The following is an 18,540-nucleotide window of genomic DNA, read 5'->3' on the forward strand; positions in this document are numbered from 1 at the left end:
GGCGGTCGCTCCGCCTTCGACACCGGTGCCGGAGCGGTCGCCCGACTGCAGGTCGGCGGGTTCGCGGCGGTGAGTTGCGGGGAGGATGGAGGTGACGACCTCGTAGGCGGTGGCGGGGTTGTAGCCGCGGCGGGCGAGCATGGTGACGAGGCGGCGGATGGCCTTGTCACGGTCGAGGTCCGGGGAAAGCGAGGGCAGTTTGCGGCGAACCAACTCGGCCGCTCGCTCGCGTTCGTCGGCCGCCGTCACCGATTCCAGTGCGGGTTCGGCATGTTCCGGCGCAATCCCCTTGCGCCGCAACTCCTCCGCGAGCACCTTCTTCCCCTTGCCCGCATACGTGTGCCGCGAGTGCACCCACTGCTGCGCGAACGCCGCATCATCGATCAGCCCAACCTCGGCCAACCGATCCAACGCCCGCTTCGCCACCCCCGCACTGAACCCCTTGTCCGCCAACCGATCCGCCAACTCGAACCGACTCCTGGCCCGATCCGCCAACAGCCGCAAACACACTTCCTTCGCCTGCGCCTCGGTGCCGCCGCCCACCAGCGCCCCCGATTCCGCCACTCCCCCACCAGAATCCGAGTTCCTCCCACGCCGACGCCCCCGCCGCCCACCCCGACCAAACTCATCGGCCTCCCCCGAACCGCTCGCCCCTTCCCGATCTACTTCCGGCGCGAACCGATCCGCTTCCCCCTCAACACCACGCCAACCCGTCCCATTGCCAGACCAATCGGCCCCGCCAACCAGTTCGTTGACGACCCCGTCAGCGCCCGCCAACCCGCCACCGACAACCCCTGCCGCTCCCCCATCGCCCCGATCGCGGCGCCGGGCTCCCTCACGCGCCGCACGACTCTTCCGCTCCTCGCGCTCATCCCGCCCAGCTTCCCCGGCGTCGGCAGCAGCCGCGGTCGCTGCGGCCAGCGCCGCACGAGCCGCCCGCAGCTTCTCCTCCCTCGTAGCATTCGGCGAGATCGCCTCCCCGGCACCACGCCAATCCGCCCCTCCGCCAGGCCAATCCGCCCCGCTACCCGCGTCGGCCCCGGAATCTCCCCATCCCGCATCGGCGTTCGCTGCGGCTCCCCCTGCGATCGGATCTCCCCCATCCTCGGTGCGGTTCCTTCGCTGCCCGCGCCTATTTCGCCCGGTGTCCCCGGAGTCACCAGCAGCCGTGGTCGCCGCGGCCAGCGCCGCGCGGGCGGCCCGCAGCTTCTCCTCTCGCGGAGCGTTCGGGGAGATTTGTTCTGGAGCAGGGCTGTTCGAGCTGTGCGGGGTTGGGGTTTTGCCGGGGCCGGGGGTAGTGGGCGCTTCCTCTCGCCACTGCCCCGGCGCGCGGCGTTGCCCGGTGGGCGGACGGCGGGGGTTGGGGGACTGGGGGCTTTCGCCGGTGTGGGGTTCTGACGGCTCGTCGGCGGTGGAATAGCTCGAGGGGCCGTAGTTCCAGGTGCCGGTGCCGGATGTGTAGGGGTCGGCGGAACTGCGGCCGAAAAGGTCGTGGCTCGGGTCCGAGGTGGGGCCGTAGAGGTCGTGGCCTGGGGTGGAGGTGCGGGGGTGGGAGGTGGGGGTGCGCTTGGTGGAGCGGGACTCCAGTTGGCGGCGGAGGCGTTCTACCGCGTCCAGGCGGGGGGTGGGCCCCGGCGAATCAGGCCGGGGCCCTTCGGGATCCCGAGGGGTCATCGATCAGGAAGCGGTCAGAAGTCGGCGGGGGCCTCTTCGGCGGTGACGTCCGCGCCGATGCCGAGCTTTTCCTTGATCTTCTTCTCGATCTCGTCGCGGACATCGGTGTTCTCGAGGAGGAACTTGCGGGCGTTCTCCTTGCCCTGGCCGAGCTGATCGCCCTCGTAGGTGTACCAGGAGCCGGACTTGCGAATGAAGCCCTGCTCGACACCCATGTCGATGATCGAGCCCTCCTTGGAGATGCCGACGCCGTAGAGGATGTCGAACTCGGCCTGCTTGAACGGCGGCGAGACCTTGTTCTTGACGACCTTCACGCGGGTGCGGTTGCCAACCGCGTCGGAACCGTCCTTCAACGTCTCGATGCGGCGGACGTCCAGGCGGACCGAGGCGTAGAACTTCAGCGCCTTACCACCGGTGGTGGTCTCCGGCGAGCCGAACATGACGCCGATCTTCTCGCGCAGCTGGTTGATGAAGATGGCGGTGGTGCCCGAATTGTTCAGGGCCGAGGTCATCTTGCGCAGCGCCTGGCTCATGAGGCGGGCCTGCAGACCGACGTGGCTGTCACCCATCTCGCCCTCGATCTCGGCGCGCGGCACCAGGGCGGCGACGGAGTCGATGACGATGATGTCGATGGCACCGGAACGCACCAGCATGTCGGCGATTTCGAGCGCCTGCTCACCGGTGTCGGGCTGGGAGACCAGCAGCGCGTCGGTGTCGACGCCCAGCTTGCGGGCGTACTCCGGATCCAGCGCGTGCTCGGCGTCGATGAACGCCGCGACACCGCCCGCGGCCTGCGCATTGGCGACCGCGTGCAGGGCGACGGTGGTCTTACCCGAGGACTCCGGACCGTAGACCTCGACAATGCGCCCGCGCGGCAGGCCGCCGATGCCGAGGGCGACATCCAGCGAGATCGATCCGGTCGGAATCACCGAGATCGGCTGGCGCGCCTCCTCTCCCAGGCGCATGAGCGCGCCCTTGCCGAAGCTCTTCTCGATCTGCGCCAACGCCAGATCGAGGGCCTTGTCACGATCGAAAGCCGGAGGTGCCATCGTCAGTTCCCCTTCTCAACGGGTGTCAAGTGCTGTGGTTGGCGCCCACGTTAGAGGGAGGCACCGACAAGTTCCGACGACGAGCTTAGACGAACAAGTGTTCGACGCAAGCGACGCGCTGAACGACACGCGAAAGACCTGGTGGCAAATCCGCGGCAAGCGCACGCGACCTCAGGGCACGACCGCGATCTTCCGGTCGTCCAGCAGTGTCTGCGACTGCTTGAACATCCGCAATGCGGAAAGCACCTGGACGTCATTGATACCCGGCAGCACCCCGAGCGATTCGGTCACATACCGGTACAGATGCGCGGTGTCCTGGCACACCACCGAGACCATGAGATTCGCCGTCCCCGTCGTCGCCGCGACATAGGCCACTTCCGGATGCGTCGCCACGGCCTTCCCCACCGCCTCCAGATCCCCCGGCCGCACCCGCATCCAGATCATGGCCCGCGCCACGTAACCCATTCGCTCCAAAGCGAAGTCGAGATCGAAGTACAGCACCCCCGACTCGATCAGCTCGCTCATCCGCCGCGCCACCCGGGTCGCGCTCCATCCGGTGGCAGTCGCGATCTGGGCGTAGGAGGCCCGCCCGTCGCGCGCCAGAATCGCCAGCATCACCTCGTCCTCGCGCGAGAGTTCGACCGAGCGCTCCGGCCCGCGCGGCTCCCACATCGGCGGGCGCGGGCCCAGTTCACTCAGCTGTTCGGCGGTGAACAGATGGCCGTAGCGCGGCCACTCCTCCTCGAACGGGAACTGCCGCATCACCTCGTGCACGGTCAACTCCAGCACCTGGCTGGCCCGCGGAATCATGCGCAGCAGCAACTCCTCCTGCCGCTCCACCGACCGCGGACGGCACACGCAGGTCACCTCGAATCCCGTGGCCAGCAGGGAAACCCAGCTCACATCGGGCAGCCGCGCCAGCGCCTCGGCCAGCGCCACCGCCCGATTCGGCGCGGTCTTGATGCGCAGAACCCACCGGGTGCGCCCGAGCGGCACCGTATTCACCTGTCCCGCGACGTGAATCATGCCGCGCCGCCGCAGCGACCGATACCGCCGAGCGACCGTCTGCTCGGAGACGCCCAGAACTGCCCCGAGCCGGGCGAAGGGGATGCGGGCGTCGGTGACCAGGCCGTGGATGATCTGCTTGTCGAGCGTATCCAGGACGGAGGATTCGTCCAGACTTTCACCATCCATGGGAGGAATCCTTCGCGAGAGGCGGTGCGGCTATGGGATACCAGCGTTCCCCACCAGTCTAGGTGACGAAATCGCTCGTACTTCTGGAGGTTCCCATGCGGAAATGGCTCCCCTTGCTCGCGGCCTGCCTGGGCTCGTTCATGCTGCTCATAGACGTCACCATCGTGAATGTCGCCCTGCCCGACATCGCGGCGGACCTCGGCACGGGCCTGTCCGGATTGCAGTGGGTCATCGACGGTTACGCCCTCGCCCTGGCCGCGCTGCTGCTCATGCTCGGCTCACTGGCCGACCGCTTCGGCGCGAAGCCCACCTATCTGATCGGCCTGGCCCTGTTCGCGGCCGCCAGCCTCGGCTGCGGCGTGGCCGGTTCGGCGGAGGTGCTGGTGGCGGCGCGCGCCGCGCAGGGCATCGGCGGTGCGGCCATGCTGGCGACGACGCTGTCGCTGCTGCACGCCACCTACACCGGCCGCGATCGTGGCATCGCGTTCAGCGCGTGGGGCGCGGTGTCGGGCGCGGCCGCCGGTGTCGGCGTGGTGCTGGGCGGCGTACTCACCGATCTGCTGTCGTGGCGGTGGATCTTCTTCGTCAACCTGCCGATCGCGGTGCTGGCGATCGCCTTGTCCGCCATCGCCTTCGGGCCGTCGCCCCGGCGCGCGGAGCGCCGCGTGGATGTCGTCGGCATGCTGGCCTTCACCGCGGCCGCGACGGCCGTGACCTACGGCGTCATCCGCGCCGGGGAGCACGGCTGGGGCGATCGCGGGGCCGCGGTGGCGCTGATCGGCGGCGCGATCGCCCTGATTGCCTTCGTTCTCATCGAATCCTTCAGCACCGCACCGATGTTGCCGCTGCCCCTGCTGCGCAGCGCGGGCTTCACCGCCACGCTGATCGCCGCCGTCGGCATGAGTTTCGCCGCCTTCGCCTCGAGCCCGCTGCTGTCGCTGTGGTTGCAGCAGTACCTGCACTTGACGCCGTTGCGGGCCGGACTGTCCATGCTGCCGCTGTCGGTGTGCGCGTTCCTGGTCTCGGGCGTCTTCGGCAGGCTGCTGCACGACGTCGCGCCGAAATGGACCATCGGCGGCGGTCTCGCGCTGATCGGCGCGGGCAGCACGCTGCTGACCATTATCGATACCGGATCGTCCTGGGCCGCTACGGTTCCCGGCTATCTGGTGATCGGCGTCGGTGTCGGGATCATGGCCCCGCCGCTGGTGGCGGTGGGCCTGGCGGCGGTCCCGCCGCAGCAGAGCGGCACCGCCGCCGGTGCGATCAATACGGCGCGACAGCTGGGGCTGGCACTGGGAGTCGCCGTGCTGGGCACCGTCTTCCGCAACACGGGCTCGGGCAAGACACCCGACGTCGGTTTCATCGACGGCTTGAACTCGGCGACCATCACCGCCGGTGTCACCGGAATCCTGGCGGGCGCACTGGTTTTCGCCCTCTACTCCCGAGCCGACCGCACCATCCCCGCGGCCCCCGCCGCCGCGCCCGAACCCGCCCATCTCGCCTGACACACAACCCATCCCATGCCGGCCCCCCGCAGAAATGACCAAGATCAGGGAGCTCTCAGCGAGGAATTCGCCCGAATTCACCGCACTGAGTGCTCCCTGATCTTGTTGCTAGTGCAGGGGAAGGGGTGCGGTGTCCTCTTCGGGGGTGCGGGGGCCGAAGATGCGGCGCTCGTTCTCGGCGATGGGTACGTCGTTGATGCTGGCTTCGCGGCGGGACATGCGGCCGTCGGGGGCGAATTCCCAGAGTTCATTGCCGTAGCTGCGGTGCCATTGGCCGTTGTCGTCGTGCCATTCGTATTGGAAGCGGACGGCCATGCGGTTCTCGCGGAAGCCCCACAGCTCCTTGCGCAATGCGTACCCGTTCTCCTTGGCCCACTTACGCTTCAGGAAGTCGATGATCTCGGCGCGGCCGGTAATGAACTCGTCGCGGTTACGCCAGACCGAATCCTCGGTGTACGCCTGCGCGACAGTTTCGGGATCGCGGGTGTTCCAGGCGTTTTCGGCGGCACGGACCTTGGCCCTGGCCGATTCCATGTCAAACGGTGGCAGTGGGGGACGCATCCTGAAACCTTTCGGGTTGGTTGGTGAAAGTTCGGGTTCACTCCAGCGCAAGGGCGTCGCTCCCGTGATCTCCACGACTTCATGGAGGGTGAAGTCGATCGCGCATTGCGCCCCGGCCGTGAAAGTCGTCTCATCCCAGACAATCTCGGCGGTGCCGGTGAGTTGCAGCGTGGTGCCGGTCCGCCAATCCGGGATGAGCAGCCCGCAGCGCGGGTCGGCGGCGATATTGCCCAGGGTCATGAACATGGAGTTGCCGCGGTAGTCGGGCCAGCGCAGCCGGGTCGGCGAAAGTACCTGGAGGAAGCCGGGATTGCCGCCGCGATGGGAGGCATCGGCATTGCCGTCGGCGTCGGCGGAGGCGACGAAGAAGGCGTCCGCGCGCGAAACCAGCTGTTGCTGAGCGTCGTTCAGCGCCGCCGATCGGCGCACCGTCGGTGTCGTGCCGGTGACCCAGTCGTCGATATCTCGACGCGAGATGTACTTGGGGCAGTTCGAGTACACCTGCTCGGTATCGATGCGCAGACCATGCGCGGTGGGCGCGACCACACCGTTGACCCGCATCCGCCGCCGCAGTTGCGGCTGTAGCGCGATCATGCCGACCTGCCTTGTGCCCCGCAGTGCTTCGGCGAGCGGATCCCCCTCGACCGGCAGCGCGTCCACCTCGATGGTCCGCGCGCCGGAGGCCTGGACGAACCCGGGCGGCCCGATCAGCTGACTCGCCCACATCCGTCCCGAGTCGTCGGCGGCGGCCACCACGATCATGGGTTGCGCCGCCAGGAATTCCGCCGCGACCGCCGGAATCTCGGGCCGGATCATGCGGCCGACCCGCTGGGCGATATCGGCCTGCCCCATCCGCTCCTGCACGGCCAACTCGCCGGGGTGATAGGCGACGCTCATGTCAGAAGAAGCCGCAGGTGGGCGCGGAGCCGCTCGGTGCGGGGGCGTGTTCGGCACCGCTGGGCGCATAGACCTCGAGCCGGATGCCGTCGGGATCGATGAAGAAGATGCCGCCGGATGATCCGCCCTCGCGATGGGCGACGACACCGTCGTGAGCGAAGGAGACATTCAGCTCCTTCAGCACCGATTCCACCTCGCGCACCTGGTCGATGCTGTCCACCTGGAACGAAAGGTGATGCAGGCCGGGCGTTTTCGCCGAGAATTCGCCATCGCTCTGCTGCCACAGGGTCACCTGGAGCTTGCCGTCGCGCCCGAGGAAGGCGAAGCGCCGCGCGCCCTCGCCGCCTGCGCCGAGCTGCTCGAAGCCGAGCGCCTGCCGATAGAAGGCGACCGACCGGTCGAGATCGGTGACATTGAGGCCTATGTGCCCGGGGGCGAGAACAGGTGCGGTCATGGTGAACCCCTTCGGATGATCTAACCATCATATCGAGTTTGACTAGTTAGAAATTAATGACGGGGACGGCGTACCGTCAACCCCTATAGGTCGTTTTATCGGTTAGAAAGGAGTCGCGACCCGGATGCCACTCGCCCGGCGGTTACCCTCAGACGTGCCCGCTGCCCGCCCCCACCTCGGTGAACCGCTCGCCCTGGATCTGCTCAACACCCGCTGGATGACCGCGGAGGGCCGTCAAGACCTGCTCACCGACGTGGCGGGCGTCCAACGATGGCTGGCCGACAACGAGCTCGACCTGCCCGCCGACGAAGCGACCCGGCGGGCCCTGGTCACCGCCCGCGAGGCCATTCTGCGCGCGGTCCGGGGCGAGACCGCCGACGACCTCAATACCGTCCTCGCCCGGGGCCGCATTCGCCGCGTCCTCACCCCCGCGGGCCCGGACTCCCTGCCCGAGGTGAGCGCCCCCGCCTGGCTACCCGCCTGGCTGGCCGCCGACAACCTGCTCCACCTGCTGGCGAGCTCCCCGGACCGAATCAAACAGTGCGCCCACCCGCACTGCATCCTGTTCTTCCTGGACACCTCGAAAAACGGCACCCGCCGCTGGCACTCGATGGCCTCGTGCGGCAACCGCGCCAAGGCCACCCGCCACTACGCGAAGAAGACACACTCGGAGTGAACCGAATCCGAGTGGGGCTCAGAACAATTCGTCCACCAGCCGGTAGTAGGTCAACCGCCCGGCATCCGGGTCGTCGAGCCCGTAGGCGGCGAAGAACGCCGCCACTTCTCCCGCGCCGAAGTCATCGCTCAAATCCCTGGCTGCCAAGGCCAGATCGCGATACCGATCGGCCACACCGAGCCGCCCCACATCGATGAGCAGCCCGCCCACGAGCACATTCGACGGCGTGTAATCCCCGTGCGCCACAACGAGATCCTCGACCGCGGGCCGTTCGGCGACGAGCCGATCGAACACCTGCTCCGGCGTCAGTCCAAGGTTGTCGTCATCGAAATCGTCAGCATCGGCGGCACCTTCGGCAATGCGTCGTCGCGCTGCCCGCAGAGTGGCCTCGAGGCGTCCGTCGAACGGACAGTGCGCCACCGACAGCCCGTGCAGCCGACGCAGCGTCTCCCCCATCAGCCGACCGGGTGAATCCACCTGCGCGGCGGCCAGACTCGGCACCCCCGCATCGGCGAGCACCAGGACGTCCTCGTCGAAGACCGCGATCTCCGGCACCGCTATGGCCTGCTCGCCGAGCCAGCGATATCGCTCGTATTCGGCCACCGCCACGGGTCCGCGCTTGAGCCAGTAGGTTCCGTTCACCTGCACGACGCCGCCGCTGAGCCCTTCGTGGTCCGCGGAGAGCACCGGATCGGCCCCGAGCAAGGCCGCCACGCGCGGCGGCCACGAGCGGTTCGTCACCATCGGGACTTGGGCACATCGAATTCCGCGCAGAGCGCGCGCCACACGTCGCGGGGGTCCACCCCGGACTCGATCGCCTGCGCGCCCGTCTTGCCCATGGTCGGCAGCACATGATCTTTCAGCAGCACGTCGCCGCGTGCCGTTCCGAATTCGGTATGCAACAACTCCTGGAACTCCGTCAATCGCACGGCGGCGAGCCTACGCCAATCTCGGACGGCCCGGCCAACCGCGACCGCCGAGGCCCGCGGCGACCGGTACGAAACGGGCAGGTCAGGCCGGGTTGGGCGATTCGGCTGCGGCGTGGCAGACCGCGACCGGGTCGGTGACCACGGAAATGCCGGTGGCGGCCGAGCGGGCGGCGTCGGTGAAGGAGGGATCGTCGAGGACGCGTTTGACGGCGTCGCGCAGGGCCTCGGGGGTGGCGGGGCGGACCAGGATCGAACTGCCTTGACGGGCGGCGCGATTGGCGAGTTCCCACTGGTCACCGCCACCGGGGACGGTGACGATGGGTACGCCCGCGAGGAGGGTCTTGGCGAGCAGGCCGTGGCCGCCACCGCCGATGACGACCGCGGCGTGGCGCAGGAGCTCGTCCTGGCGGCCCAAACCGGCTGTGGCCCAAGCGGGGAGGTCGGCGGGCGGGGTGTCGAGGGTGGAGATGGCGACGCGAACGCCAGCGCCCTCCAGGGCTTCGAGGGCGAGGTCGGCCAGACCGGCGGTGCCGGTTTGAGCGGTGGACGGGGCGACCATGACCAGCGGCTCATCGCCGGGCGGCAGGTCGAGGATGTGGTCGGTGGGCTCCCACAGCAGCGGGCCGACCAGGTGGGCGTTGTCGGGCCAGTCGGGGCGCGGCACCTCGAGGGCGGGCAGGGTGGCAACCAACCGGGCGGTCGGTCCTGGATCCTCCGGCGGCAGGCCCACGCTCGCCCGCGCCTGCGCGCGCTGCAGTTCACCGCGGCGAATCGCGCGCGAGGTCAGGCCGCGCAGCACCGAATCCCGGGCGCGACCCCGCATGCCCTCGCCGATCGCGAGCCCGCTTCCAATGGGCGGCAACCCCTTCGAGGGGAGATACAGCGGATGCGGGGAGAGCTCCACCCACGGCAGCTTCAACCGCTCGGCCGCCATCCCACCCCCGGCGGTCAGCACATCCGACACCACCAACTCGGGCAGCATCGCACTCATCTCCGGCAGGATCTCGCTCGAAATGTGCGCGGCCCGTTGATGAATCCGCGCACCCGCGTCGTCATCATCATCCTCGGCGCGCGGCGCGAGCCCCTTCAGCCGCCGCACCCCGATCCCCACCCCCCGAGCGGCATCGAACCACCGCGGACTGGTGAACAACACCGGCTCGTCCCCGGCCGCCAGCAACCGCTCGCACAACGCAATAGCCGGGAACGTGTGCCCCGGATCCGGCCCCGCCACAACAGCTACTCGCACGCGCCCAGGGTGCCACACCCCACCGACCGCCCTCACATCCAGGCGGCTAGCCAAGATGCCCTCCGTCTCGCCACGACGCGGCCCCGCTGTCATCCCGGCAGCCCGTAGACGGTCACCCGGGTGTAGCACAGCACGCCGCCCCGCCAGACCACAGCCCGCCACCCCAGCGGAGTGCGGCCCGTCATCGCGGCATGTCTTGCCCGGGATCTACCCTGCCACTGTGGATTCCGGCCAAATCGCGCCGGAATGACGAGGACACGTGCCGGAATGACGGGGTGCGCACAGCGGCAGCTCGGACCGCGAAGCCGCCGTGCTGGGCCAGCTCGCAAGCCGACACAGCGAGCTCGGGCGCCAAGCCGACGCGGCGCGCTCAGCCTGCGAAGTGGTAGAGCTCGAAGGCGACGGCGTGGGCGGCGGGGAAGCCTTCCTTGGGGCCGGTGGTCATTTCGAGGACGGCGCGGGCCTGGGCTTCGACGGGGTCGGGGCTCAAGGCTTCGAGGTAGCGGCGGTGGGCGGTCAAGGATTCGATGCCGACTTCGAAGGTGTCGGTGACGTCGACGGCGTGGCTGGCATCGGTGACGCCGCAGACGGCGGCCCAGCGGGCGGACCAGGCGGGGAGGTCGGCGAGTTCGGGGTGGATCCACTCGTTGCCCGCGTCGGAGACGGCGTCCAATGCGGCGCGGCCGACGGCGCGGTGGTCGGCGGAGTTGGCGTAGCCGCGGGCCCAGGTGTCGCCGAAGTTGAACAGCACCACCATTTCCGGGCGATGGCGGCGAATCGCGGCGGCCAGATCGCGGCGCAGGGCCAGCGATTCCTCGATGCGGCCGTCGGGGTGACCGAGGAACTCGACCTCGCTGACGCCGACGATCTTGGCCGAGGCCCGCTCCTCGTCCTCCCGCAGCGGACCGGCCTCCGCGGGCGCGAGCCCCGCGATCCCGGCCTCACCGCTGCTGACCAGCACGTAACGAATGTCCTTGCCCTGCCGCGTCCAGCGCGCGACCGCGGCCGCGGCACCGTACTCGATGTCATCGGGGTGCGCGACGATCACAATGCCGCGCTGCCAATCCTCGGGAAGCTGCTCCATGCCTGAATTCAACACCAACCGCACCCCGCCGCCATGCCAGAGTCCTCACAGCATGGCCAGCACATTCTCGAACGCCGCTTCCGCCGCGCCGAGCAGTTTCAAATCGGCTCCCAGGCTGGACTTCTCGATCCGTACGCCGCCCATGGCGCGGCTTACCATGCTGCGGCGTCGCACGTCCTCGCGCACCCGGGTCACCGCGCCGTCCGGCAGCGCGGTGAACAGGTCGCCGAGCACGACCAGTTCCGGGCCGAGAATGTTCACGACATTGACCAGCCCGAGGGTCAGCCAGTCCAGGTATTCGCGCAGGTGCGTTTCCCAATCACCGTGCAGCTCACGCAGTTCGGCGACGATGGCCCCGCGCGGCCCGTGTTCGGGCATGCCGAGCGCCCGGCACAGCGCCGCCTCCCCGACCTCGGTCTCCCAGCATCCTTCATTGCCGCAGTGGCAGATTCGCCCGCCGGGCCGCACGGTCATGTGCCCGATCTCGCCGAGATAGCCCGCCGAGCCACGCAAGAGCGCCCCCTGCGCGATGAGTCCACCGCCGACCCCGACATCGGCCGACACGAACACCGCGTCCGCCGACCCCCGCCCCGCACCCCTGACATGCTCTGCGAGCGCACCGAATTCGGCGTCATTGCCGACCACGACCGGCAGATCCAGCACCGCCCGCAACCGCTGCCCCAACGCCACCTCACCCCAGGACAGATTCGCGGCGGTGTGCACCAGCCCGTCGGCGCGCCGCACCACCCCCGGCACGCACACCCCCGCCGCCACCGGCCGCAGATCCAGATCCGCCGCCAGCAGCGCCGCCGACTCGGCGACGTGGGTGATCACCTCGTCCGGATCCCGTTGCCGCCCACGCAGATTCCAGCTGTTGCGCCCCAGGATCTGCCCGCCGAAACCCACCAGCGCGATCCCCGCGTGCTCGACCTGCACATCCACCGCCAGCACCACCGCCGCCTGCGGTTGCGGTAGCACAAGCAGCGACGGCCGACCGGCCCCGCGTGCCAGGCGCGGGACCTTCTCCTCGACCACCCCGTCCTCGGTCAGGCCGTCGACGAGCATTTTGATGGTGGACCGGTTCAATCCGAGCTCGGCCGCCAGCGCCGCCCGGGTGGCGGGGCCTCCGGTGTGCAGCAGCCGTAGGAGGCTGGAACGGTTGAACCGGCGCACCTCGTCCGGTCGGGCGACGGTCATGGACCGGTTTCTACCATTGCCCGGCTCAATGGCCCGCAATTGCCACGCGGCGTCTCGAGATCGCGTCGACCGTCGCGGCCAGCAGCAGCACCAACCCGGTCACGATGGAGACCACCGCCGCCGGTTGTTGCAGCAGGCCAAGGCCATTGGAGACCACGGCCAGCACCGCGCCACCGATCACCGCGTCGGCGACCCGACCCCGCCCACCGAACAGCGAGGTGCCGCCGATCACCGCCGCGCCGACCGCGAACAGCAGCGTATTGAGCCCGCCCGCCTGCGGGTCGACCGAGCCGACCTTCGAGGAATAGACGATCGCGCCGACCGCCGCGCACGAGGAGCTGATGACGAAAACGCTGGCCCGCAACTGGGTTACGTTGATGCCCGCGCGCCGCGCCGCTTCCACATTGCCGCCGACCGCGTAGAGGTGGCGCCCGTAGGTGGTGCGGGTGAGCACGTAGGTGCCCGCGACCAGCAGCACCAGCACGATCGGAACCACGTACGGCACACCGGAAATCACGATCAGCTTGCTCGGCGAGCGGTTCACGGTGAGCAGCGCCGTCACCACGATGGCGAAGACCACCAGGGCCGCCACCTTGGCGACCACCAGCGGCGTCGGCGAGGTCACCAACCCCCGACGCTTGCGCAGCGCGTGCCCGCCCAGGGTCACCGCGGCGTATCCGCCCGCGGCCACCGCGCACAACACCCAGCTGCCCGCGGTCGACAGATTCCCGTTGGCCACCTCGTTGAGCACATGCGAGGAACTGATGCCCAGCACCCCGCCCTCACCGATGAGCTGCAGGATCACGCCCTGCCAGGCCAGGAACAAGGCCAGCGTCACCACGAACGACGGCATGCCGATCTTGGCGATGAGGAATCCGGTGATCGACCCGATCGCCGCGCCGACGCACACCGCCAGCAGCATCTCGATCCACGGATTGGCGTGGAAACCCACCACCACCAACACGATTCCCAGCACCGAGAACGCGACACCCGGCCAGATCCGCAGCAGCCCCGCCAGCGCCGTGGCCAGCACCATCAGGGCGATGAAGATGTAGAAGACCGTGGATCCCATGCCGTTCAACAGGTTTCCGTCGTCCACGAAATGCATGGCCAGCACCGCCGCCGCCACGCCCGAGGCCGTGCCCGCCGACAGGTCGATCTCGCCGATCAACAGCACGAACACGATGCCTATGGCGATGATCGTCTGGCCCGCGCCCTGCGCCAGCAGATTCGCGATGTTGTTGAGCGAGAAGAACACATCCGACATCAGCGAGAACAGCACCACCAGCGCGATCAAACCGAGAATCGCTGGCAGCGAACCTATCTCGCCGCCGCGCAGTCGGGCCACATAGTCGCGCAGGGCTTCTCGGGTCGACAGCGTCGTCGTGTCGATGCCGAAGTCGGTGATGGCGGAACCCTGTTCGGTGGTCACCGCTTCCGAAACATTGGTCATATCAGTGGCTTTCTCACTCACAGCGCCACGGCCTCCGGCCGCGCCAAGCCCAGATCACCCGAGCGTCCCGCGGTGATCAACTCCACCACCTGTCCGGTGGTCACGTCCGCGGTGCGCACCTGCGCCGCCATCCGACCCAGGTACAGCACCGCGATGCGATCCGCGACCTCGAACACATCGGCCAGGTTGTGGCTGATCAGCACCACGCCCAGCCCCTGTTCGGCCAGCCGCCGCACCAGATCCAGCACCTGCCGGGTCTGGGCGACGCCGAGCGCCGCGGTCGGCTCGTCGAGCAGCACCAGATTGCTGTTCCACAGCACCGCTTTCGCGATCGCCACGGTCTGGCGCTGCCCACCGGAGAGAGCTGCGACCGGGGTGCGCACCGATTTCACGGTGCGCACCCCCAACGAGGCCAGGGTGCGCCGCGCCGCCTCCTCCATGCTCGCCTCGTCCAGCAGCCACGGTTTTCCGCGCTCCCGGCCGAGGAACATATTGGCCACGATGTCGAGATTGTCGGCCAGGGCCAGATCCTGGTAGACGACCTCGATGCCGAGCGCCGCCGCGTCCCTGGCACCATGCAGGTGGACGGGTTCGCCCCGGAAACGCACCTCGCCGGAGTCGGCGGCGTGGATTCCGGCAACACATTTCACCAGCGTGGATTTGCCCGCGCCATTGTCGCCGACGAGCGCGGTGACCTCTCCCGCCGGCACGGTGAGGTCCACGTCGTGCAGCACGTGCACCGGTCCGAAACTCTTGTTCAGGCCGGTGATTTGGAGCAGCGGCTCACTCATGTTTCTTACCCTCAGGAGATGCCGAGATCGGTGCAGGCCTGCTTCACGTCGCCGGAGCAGACGTCGGCGGCCTTCACGAACCCGGAGTCGATGACCTGCTTGACCTCGGACTTGGTGATCAAATGCGGTTCCAGCAGCACCGATTTCACATCCCGCTTGCCCTTGGGGTCCTGGCTCGAGGCGGTCGCCAGCGCGTCCGCGCTCGCCTTGTCGCCCTTGGCCAGGGCCACGGCCAGCTTCGCGGCGTTCTCGGCCTCGTCCTTGATCGGCTTGAAGACCGTCATGTACTGATCGCCGCGCAGGATGGCCTTGAGACCGTCGACGGTGGCGTCCTGGCCGGTCACCGGCACCTTGCCATTGAGGCCGTTCTTCTTCAGCACCGTGATCACCGCGCCCGCGAGGCCGTCATTGGCCGCGACCACGCCGTCGACCTTGCCGCCATTGCCGGTGAGAATCTGCTCGAAGGTGGTGCCGCCCTTCTGGTTGTTCCAGTCGTCGATGGCCTGGCTGCGCACCAATTTCAAAGCGCCCGAGTCGTACAGCGGCTGCAGGACGGTCTCCTGGCCCTGATGGAACAGCGTCGCGTTGTTGTCCGTCGGCGCGCCCTCGATCTCGACGACCTGCGCGCCCGGCTTGTCCTTGAGCGCGGTGGCCAGGCCCTGGCCCTGCAGCGCGCCGACCTTCACATTGTCGAAAGACACGTAGTAGTCCGAGGATCCGCCGAGGTTGAGGCGGTCGTAGTCGATGGTCGGAATACCGGCCTTCTTGGCCTTGGCCGCCACCGCGCTGCCCACCTCGCTATTGATCGAGGCGATGAGCAGGACCTTCACACCCTTGGCGATCATGCCGTCGGCGAGGGTGGAGAACTTCTGGACATCGCCCTGGGCGTTCTGCACGTCGGCGTCGAAACCGGCGTCATTGAGCGCCTTCTTGATCAGTGGCTTGTCGAAGGATTCCCAGCGGGCCGAGGTGGCGGTCTCGGGCAGGATCACCCCGACCGTGCCATTCGCGCCGCCTCCGCCACCGCCGCCCGCGCTGGTCGAAGAAGAACCGCCACTGCTGGAATTGGATCCGCAGGCGGTGAGGGTGAGCAAACCGGATAGCGCCAGCGCCGCGGCGACGACAATCCGTCGGCGTCCGGACTTCTTTGGCGGGAGCGCGCTTTTCGTCCTCATCAGGGTGACCTTTCAGGCGGCGGATCACTGGGTTGCGACCGCACACACGGCATATGTTGTGGGCAACAACATATGCCGTGCGAGGCACTCATATGGGACGTTTCGATAAATCAATCGGCCCGAATCAGGGCAGCAGGATCACCTTGCCGCCCGCGTGGCCATCGCGGACGAACTCGTGCGCCGCGGACGCCTCGGCCAGGGGGAAGGTCTTGGAGATGACCAGGTCCAACTTGCCGGTGGCCAAGGGCTCCAGCAGTTCCCGCCAGGCATTGCCGCGAATCTCGGTGCCCGGGTCCGCGCCGGGGCCCATGCCCAGCACCTTGAATCCGTCGGTGGCCGCACGGCCGAAGGCGACAATGCTGGCGATGCGGCCGCGATCCGCGACCAGCTCCAGGGAGACGTCCACCGCCTCGTCCGTGCCGACCGTGTCGAGGGCGGCGTCAATGCCGTTGGGGGCCAATGCCCGCACGCGATCGGCGAGACCCGGACCGTATTCGACCGGCTCGACGCCGTAGGAGCGCAGGCGTTCGTGGCGGCTCGCCGAGGCGGTGCCGATCACCTTCGCGCCGCGCTGCACCGCCAACTGCGCGGCCAGTGCGCCGACACTGCCCGCCGCACCGTGCACGAGCACCGTGTCACCGGGTCCAACTCCGGTCGCGGCGAGCAGGTGCACGGCCGTCCCGCCGACGCTGAGCACGCCCGCGCCCTGCTTCCACTCCACATCGGCGGGCTTGGGCACCGTGCTCTTCGCCTTGGCGTTCACCGCGGTGGCGTAACCGCCGGACACCTGCGCGATCACCTCGTCCCCCACCGCGATCGGGCCCGCCGGACCCTGCGCGTCCGGGCCGACCGCGGTCACCACGCCGGACACCTCCAGCCCCAGCCGGAGCGGCAGTTTGCTCGGATCGGTGCCGAACGCACCGCTGTACACCTTGTAGTCGAAGGGATTCACCCCGGCCGCGCGGACCGCGATGGTGACCTCACCCGGCCCCGGCGCGGGCACCTCGACCTCGATGAGCGACAGGACTTCCGGTCCACCGTAGGAGGTGGCGACGACAGCAGTAGCCATGCCGCGATCTTACGGAAAGAGACCGCCCGCCCCGGCGATCCGAGGTGGACGGTCTCTTATGGCTCGTCGCGTCAGAATTTCCCGAGCGGCGACTTGTCCTTCGACCCCGACACGGCCTTGTACACCAGGTACAGACCGAAGATGATCGCGCTGATCACCAGAATCGGGAACAGCGCCTTGATCAGCGTGCCCAGAATCGCCAGCGCGATCCACACGAGGACGACGACGCCGAGAATCTTCCAAAACATCAATGCCTCCCTAGTACTCCGAACCGCCGTCCGCGCGATCCGTCACCATCCATACTGCGTCCCCCACCTGAGAAAATCACCAGGTCAGCACCGATATCCGGGACAGAATCAGGGTTCACCCCGAGTCCCCGACCGGCATTCGTCGCAAGCCTTCGGGGCCCACCACCACCCGACCTGCGACGACAGTGAGAGCCACGCCCCGCCCGATCGGGGACCCGCATCCAGACCGCTCGCGGCCGAATGCCGTCAACGTGGATTCCGCCGAGCCGCTCGACGATAGGCTCGAAAGCCTCGGGGATTGGCGCGGAGCGTCAGGGGTTTATGCGGAAGCGTTGGTCGGCCAGGTCGGTGAGGGCCTGGGCCCAGCCGTCGAGGCGGTCGGCCGCGTCGCGGAGGTTGAGCATGGCCCAGCCGAGGTCGTCGGAGATGGCGGCGCTCTCGGGTACCGCCAGGACGCGGGCGGCGGCCGCCACCATGCCCTCGTATTCGACGACGCCGCCGTCGAGGCGCATCGAGACGGCTCGGACGTGTTCGCCCAGTGGGGAATTCGCGCCGAGGGCGCCGGAGGCGCGTTCCATGGCCACCACATCGGAGGCCAGGGCGTGTAGGGCGGCGGCACCGGAGGCGGCCGTTTCGAGGGTGTCCTCGAGGTCTTCCTCGGGCAGTCGGCCCGAGCGCGCGATCTGCGCGTGTAGGCCGTGTAGCGCTCGTTCCGCCCGGACCAGGCGCGCGATGGAGGCCCGCGCCGCCGACCGCATCGGCGGCAGCTTCCGCGGCACGAACGCCGCCTGCGGCAACGGCTCCTTCCGCATCTCCAGATAGCGCTTCGCGGTCACCGCGGTCCCGGTGACCAGTGCCACCGCGCCGCCGCCGACCACGACAACCGCCCACGCCGGTGCCGAAATCAACACCAGCCCAATGGTTCCCGCCGTCGTGAGCCCCGACGCGGTCCCCAACCGCAGACTCCTACGCCGCGCCCGTCGCCGCTTGCGCAGCTCCCGCTCCCGCGGATCGGCCCACTTCCGCACGGCCACCAACGCCTGCTCCCCCACCCCGCGCAACGTGTCCGGCAGCCGCTGCGCCAACTCCTCCGGCTCGAACCCGGTGGGCGCCAACACCTCCCGCACCGCCTCGGCAGCCCGCCCCCGCCGCTTCCGCCGCCCGGTGGCATTCTGCTGGGGCACAACGGCTTCAGGGCCGGGCGCGGGAGTTCGCGGCGCGGACGTCGGGGGTTGCGCCGTGCCGTAGGGAGTCTGATTCGCCGCGGGCTGCGGCTGCGCCGATTCCACCGGGTCACGGTAACCGGGGGCACCGACAACCGAATTCACGCCCGGACTC

General features: G+C 68.8%; 17 protein-coding genes and 2 pseudogenes. 2 read left to right on the forward strand and 17 right to left on the reverse strand.

What is annotated here, in order from left to right; genetic code table 11:
- Window positions 1-51: 51 nt before the first annotated feature.
- From recX to VMT40_RS08935, 3 genes and pseudogenes are all read right to left on the reverse strand, one after another.
- Window positions 52-564, reverse strand: a pseudogene (recX, locus tag VMT40_RS39340) (recombination regulator RecX); the annotation flags it as partial.
- A 1,124-nt stretch (window positions 565-1,688) separates the two neighbouring features.
- Window positions 1,689-2,723 (reverse strand): recombinase RecA, encoded by a 1,035-nt coding sequence (recA, locus tag VMT40_RS08930; protein WP_326308609.1) that lies wholly within the window; start codon window positions 2,721-2,723, stop codon window positions 1,689-1,691.
- 171 nt (window positions 2,724-2,894) lie between these two features.
- Window positions 2,895-3,917 (reverse strand): Lrp/AsnC family transcriptional regulator, encoded by a 1,023-nt coding sequence (locus VMT40_RS08935; protein ID WP_326357516.1) that lies wholly within the window; start codon window positions 3,915-3,917, stop codon window positions 2,895-2,897.
- A 95-nt stretch (window positions 3,918-4,012) separates the two neighbouring features.
- Here VMT40_RS08935 and VMT40_RS08940 point away from each other — a divergent pair, with 95 nt between their 5' ends.
- The gene (locus VMT40_RS08940; protein ID WP_326357517.1) at window positions 4,013-5,422 is read left to right on the forward strand and encodes a DHA2 family efflux MFS transporter permease subunit; all 1,410 of its coding nucleotides are present in this window, start codon (window positions 4,013-4,015) and stop codon (window positions 5,420-5,422) included.
- A 108-nt stretch (window positions 5,423-5,530) separates the two neighbouring features.
- Here VMT40_RS08940 and VMT40_RS08945 read toward each other — a convergent pair whose 3' ends face one another.
- The 3 genes and pseudogenes from VMT40_RS08945 to VMT40_RS08955 form a co-directional block, all read right to left on the reverse strand.
- On the reverse strand, window positions 5,531-5,983 hold the full coding sequence (locus VMT40_RS08945) for a nuclear transport factor 2 family protein (RefSeq protein ID WP_326358543.1): 453 nt from the start codon (window positions 5,981-5,983) through the stop codon (window positions 5,531-5,533).
- A 12-nt stretch (window positions 5,984-5,995) separates the two neighbouring features.
- Window positions 5,996-6,880, reverse strand: a pseudogene (locus VMT40_RS08950) (pyridoxamine 5'-phosphate oxidase family protein); the annotation flags it as partial.
- 1 nt (window position 6,881) lies between these two features.
- The gene (locus VMT40_RS08955) at window positions 6,882-7,334 is read right to left on the reverse strand and encodes a VOC family protein (protein ID WP_326357518.1); all 453 of its coding nucleotides are present in this window, start codon (window positions 7,332-7,334) and stop codon (window positions 6,882-6,884) included.
- 124 nt (window positions 7,335-7,458) lie between these two features.
- Here VMT40_RS08955 and VMT40_RS08960 point away from each other — a divergent pair, with 124 nt between their 5' ends.
- On the forward strand, window positions 7,459-8,010 hold the full coding sequence (locus VMT40_RS08960; RefSeq protein ID WP_442789938.1) for a CGNR zinc finger domain-containing protein: 552 nt from the start codon (window positions 7,459-7,461) through the stop codon (window positions 8,008-8,010).
- A gap of 18 nt (window positions 8,011-8,028) precedes the next feature.
- Here VMT40_RS08960 and VMT40_RS08965 read toward each other — a convergent pair whose 3' ends face one another.
- From VMT40_RS08965 to pspM, 11 genes are all read right to left on the reverse strand, one after another.
- The gene (locus VMT40_RS08965; protein ID WP_326357520.1) at window positions 8,029-8,754 is read right to left on the reverse strand and encodes an aminoglycoside 3'-phosphotransferase; all 726 of its coding nucleotides are present in this window, start codon (window positions 8,752-8,754) and stop codon (window positions 8,029-8,031) included.
- Window positions 8,748-8,939 carry a DUF3046 domain-containing protein gene (locus VMT40_RS08970; protein ID WP_326308616.1) on the reverse strand — a complete coding sequence of 64 codons (192 nt, stop codon included), beginning with the start codon at window positions 8,937-8,939 and terminating at the stop codon, window positions 8,748-8,750. Before VMT40_RS08970 ends, VMT40_RS08965 begins: the two co-directional genes overlap by 7 nt.
- 82 nt (window positions 8,940-9,021) lie before the next feature.
- Window positions 9,022-10,185: a glycosyltransferase gene (locus VMT40_RS08975; RefSeq protein WP_326357521.1), complete on the reverse strand. Its 1,164-nt coding sequence runs from the start codon at window positions 10,183-10,185 to the stop codon at window positions 9,022-9,024.
- Window positions 10,186-10,555: 370 nt separating this feature from the next.
- A complete protein-coding gene (locus tag VMT40_RS08980) occupies window positions 10,556-11,269 on the reverse strand; it encodes a PIG-L deacetylase family protein (RefSeq protein WP_326357522.1) in 714 nt (237 codons plus the stop codon).
- Between the two features lie 45 nt (window positions 11,270-11,314).
- Window positions 11,315-12,466, reverse strand: coding sequence for an ROK family protein (locus tag VMT40_RS08985; protein ID WP_326357523.1), 1,152 nt, complete (start codon window positions 12,464-12,466; stop codon window positions 11,315-11,317).
- Window positions 12,467-12,491: 25 nt separating this feature from the next.
- The gene (locus tag VMT40_RS08990; protein WP_326357524.1) at window positions 12,492-13,919 is read right to left on the reverse strand and encodes a sugar ABC transporter permease; all 1,428 of its coding nucleotides are present in this window, start codon (window positions 13,917-13,919) and stop codon (window positions 12,492-12,494) included.
- A gap of 17 nt (window positions 13,920-13,936) precedes the next feature.
- Window positions 13,937-14,710 (reverse strand): ATP-binding cassette domain-containing protein, encoded by a 774-nt coding sequence (locus VMT40_RS08995; RefSeq protein WP_326308624.1) that lies wholly within the window; start codon window positions 14,708-14,710, stop codon window positions 13,937-13,939.
- Window positions 14,711-14,721: 11 nt separating this feature from the next.
- Window positions 14,722-15,885 carry a sugar ABC transporter substrate-binding protein gene (locus VMT40_RS09000; protein WP_326357525.1) on the reverse strand — a complete coding sequence of 388 codons (1,164 nt, stop codon included), beginning with the start codon at window positions 15,883-15,885 and terminating at the stop codon, window positions 14,722-14,724.
- Between the two features lie 124 nt (window positions 15,886-16,009).
- Window positions 16,010-16,954, reverse strand: a complete 945-nt coding sequence (locus VMT40_RS09005; RefSeq protein ID WP_326357526.1) for a quinone oxidoreductase family protein — start codon at window positions 16,952-16,954, stop codon at window positions 16,010-16,012.
- A 71-nt stretch (window positions 16,955-17,025) separates the two neighbouring features.
- A complete protein-coding gene (locus VMT40_RS09010; RefSeq protein ID WP_326357527.1) occupies window positions 17,026-17,202 on the reverse strand; it encodes a hypothetical protein in 177 nt (58 codons plus the stop codon).
- 311 nt (window positions 17,203-17,513) lie between these two features.
- Window positions 17,514-18,491 (reverse strand): phage shock envelope stress response protein PspM, encoded by a 978-nt coding sequence (gene pspM / locus VMT40_RS09015; protein ID WP_326357528.1) that lies wholly within the window; start codon window positions 18,489-18,491, stop codon window positions 17,514-17,516.
- Window positions 18,492-18,540: the final 49 nt, after the last annotated feature.

The sequence above is a fragment of the Nocardia sp. CDC160 genome, from assembly GCF_035818795.1.
Classification (GTDB): Bacteria; Actinomycetota; Actinomycetes; order Mycobacteriales; family Mycobacteriaceae; genus Nocardia.

Coding starts and splice junctions, on each gene's coding strand:
- VMT40_RS08940 (WP_326357517.1), top strand. CDS start 4,013: ATGCGGAAATGGCTCCCCTTGCTCGCGGCCTGCCTGGGCTCGTTCATG.
- VMT40_RS08995 (WP_326308624.1), bottom strand. CDS start 14,710: ATGAGTGAGCCGCTGCTCCAAATCACCGGCCTGAACAAGAGTTTCGGA.
- VMT40_RS09005 (WP_326357526.1), bottom strand. CDS start 16,954: ATGGCTACTGCTGTCGTCGCCACCTCCTACGGTGGACCGGAAGTCCTG.
- VMT40_RS09010 (WP_326357527.1), bottom strand. CDS start 17,202: ATGTTTTGGAAGATTCTCGGCGTCGTCGTCCTCGTGTGGATCGCGCTG.
- VMT40_RS08960 (WP_442789938.1), top strand. CDS start 7,459: ATGCCACTCGCCCGGCGGTTACCCTCAGACGTGCCCGCTGCCCGCCCC.
- VMT40_RS08965 (WP_326357520.1), bottom strand. CDS start 8,754: ATGGTGACGAACCGCTCGTGGCCGCCGCGCGTGGCGGCCTTGCTCGGG.
- VMT40_RS08955 (WP_326357518.1), bottom strand. CDS start 7,334: ATGACCGCACCTGTTCTCGCCCCCGGGCACATAGGCCTCAATGTCACC.
- VMT40_RS09000 (WP_326357525.1), bottom strand. CDS start 15,885: ATGAGGACGAAAAGCGCGCTCCCGCCAAAGAAGTCCGGACGCCGACGG.
- VMT40_RS08985 (WP_326357523.1), bottom strand. CDS start 12,466: ATGACCGTCGCCCGACCGGACGAGGTGCGCCGGTTCAACCGTTCCAGC.
- VMT40_RS08945 (WP_326358543.1), bottom strand. CDS start 5,983: ATGCGTCCCCCACTGCCACCGTTTGACATGGAATCGGCCAGGGCCAAG.
- VMT40_RS08980 (WP_326357522.1), bottom strand. CDS start 11,269: ATGGAGCAGCTTCCCGAGGATTGGCAGCGCGGCATTGTGATCGTCGCG.
- VMT40_RS08990 (WP_326357524.1), bottom strand. CDS start 13,919: ATGACCAATGTTTCGGAAGCGGTGACCACCGAACAGGGTTCCGCCATC.
- recA (WP_326308609.1), bottom strand. CDS start 2,723: ATGGCACCTCCGGCTTTCGATCGTGACAAGGCCCTCGATCTGGCGTTG.
- VMT40_RS08935 (WP_326357516.1), bottom strand. CDS start 3,917: ATGGATGGTGAAAGTCTGGACGAATCCTCCGTCCTGGATACGCTCGAC.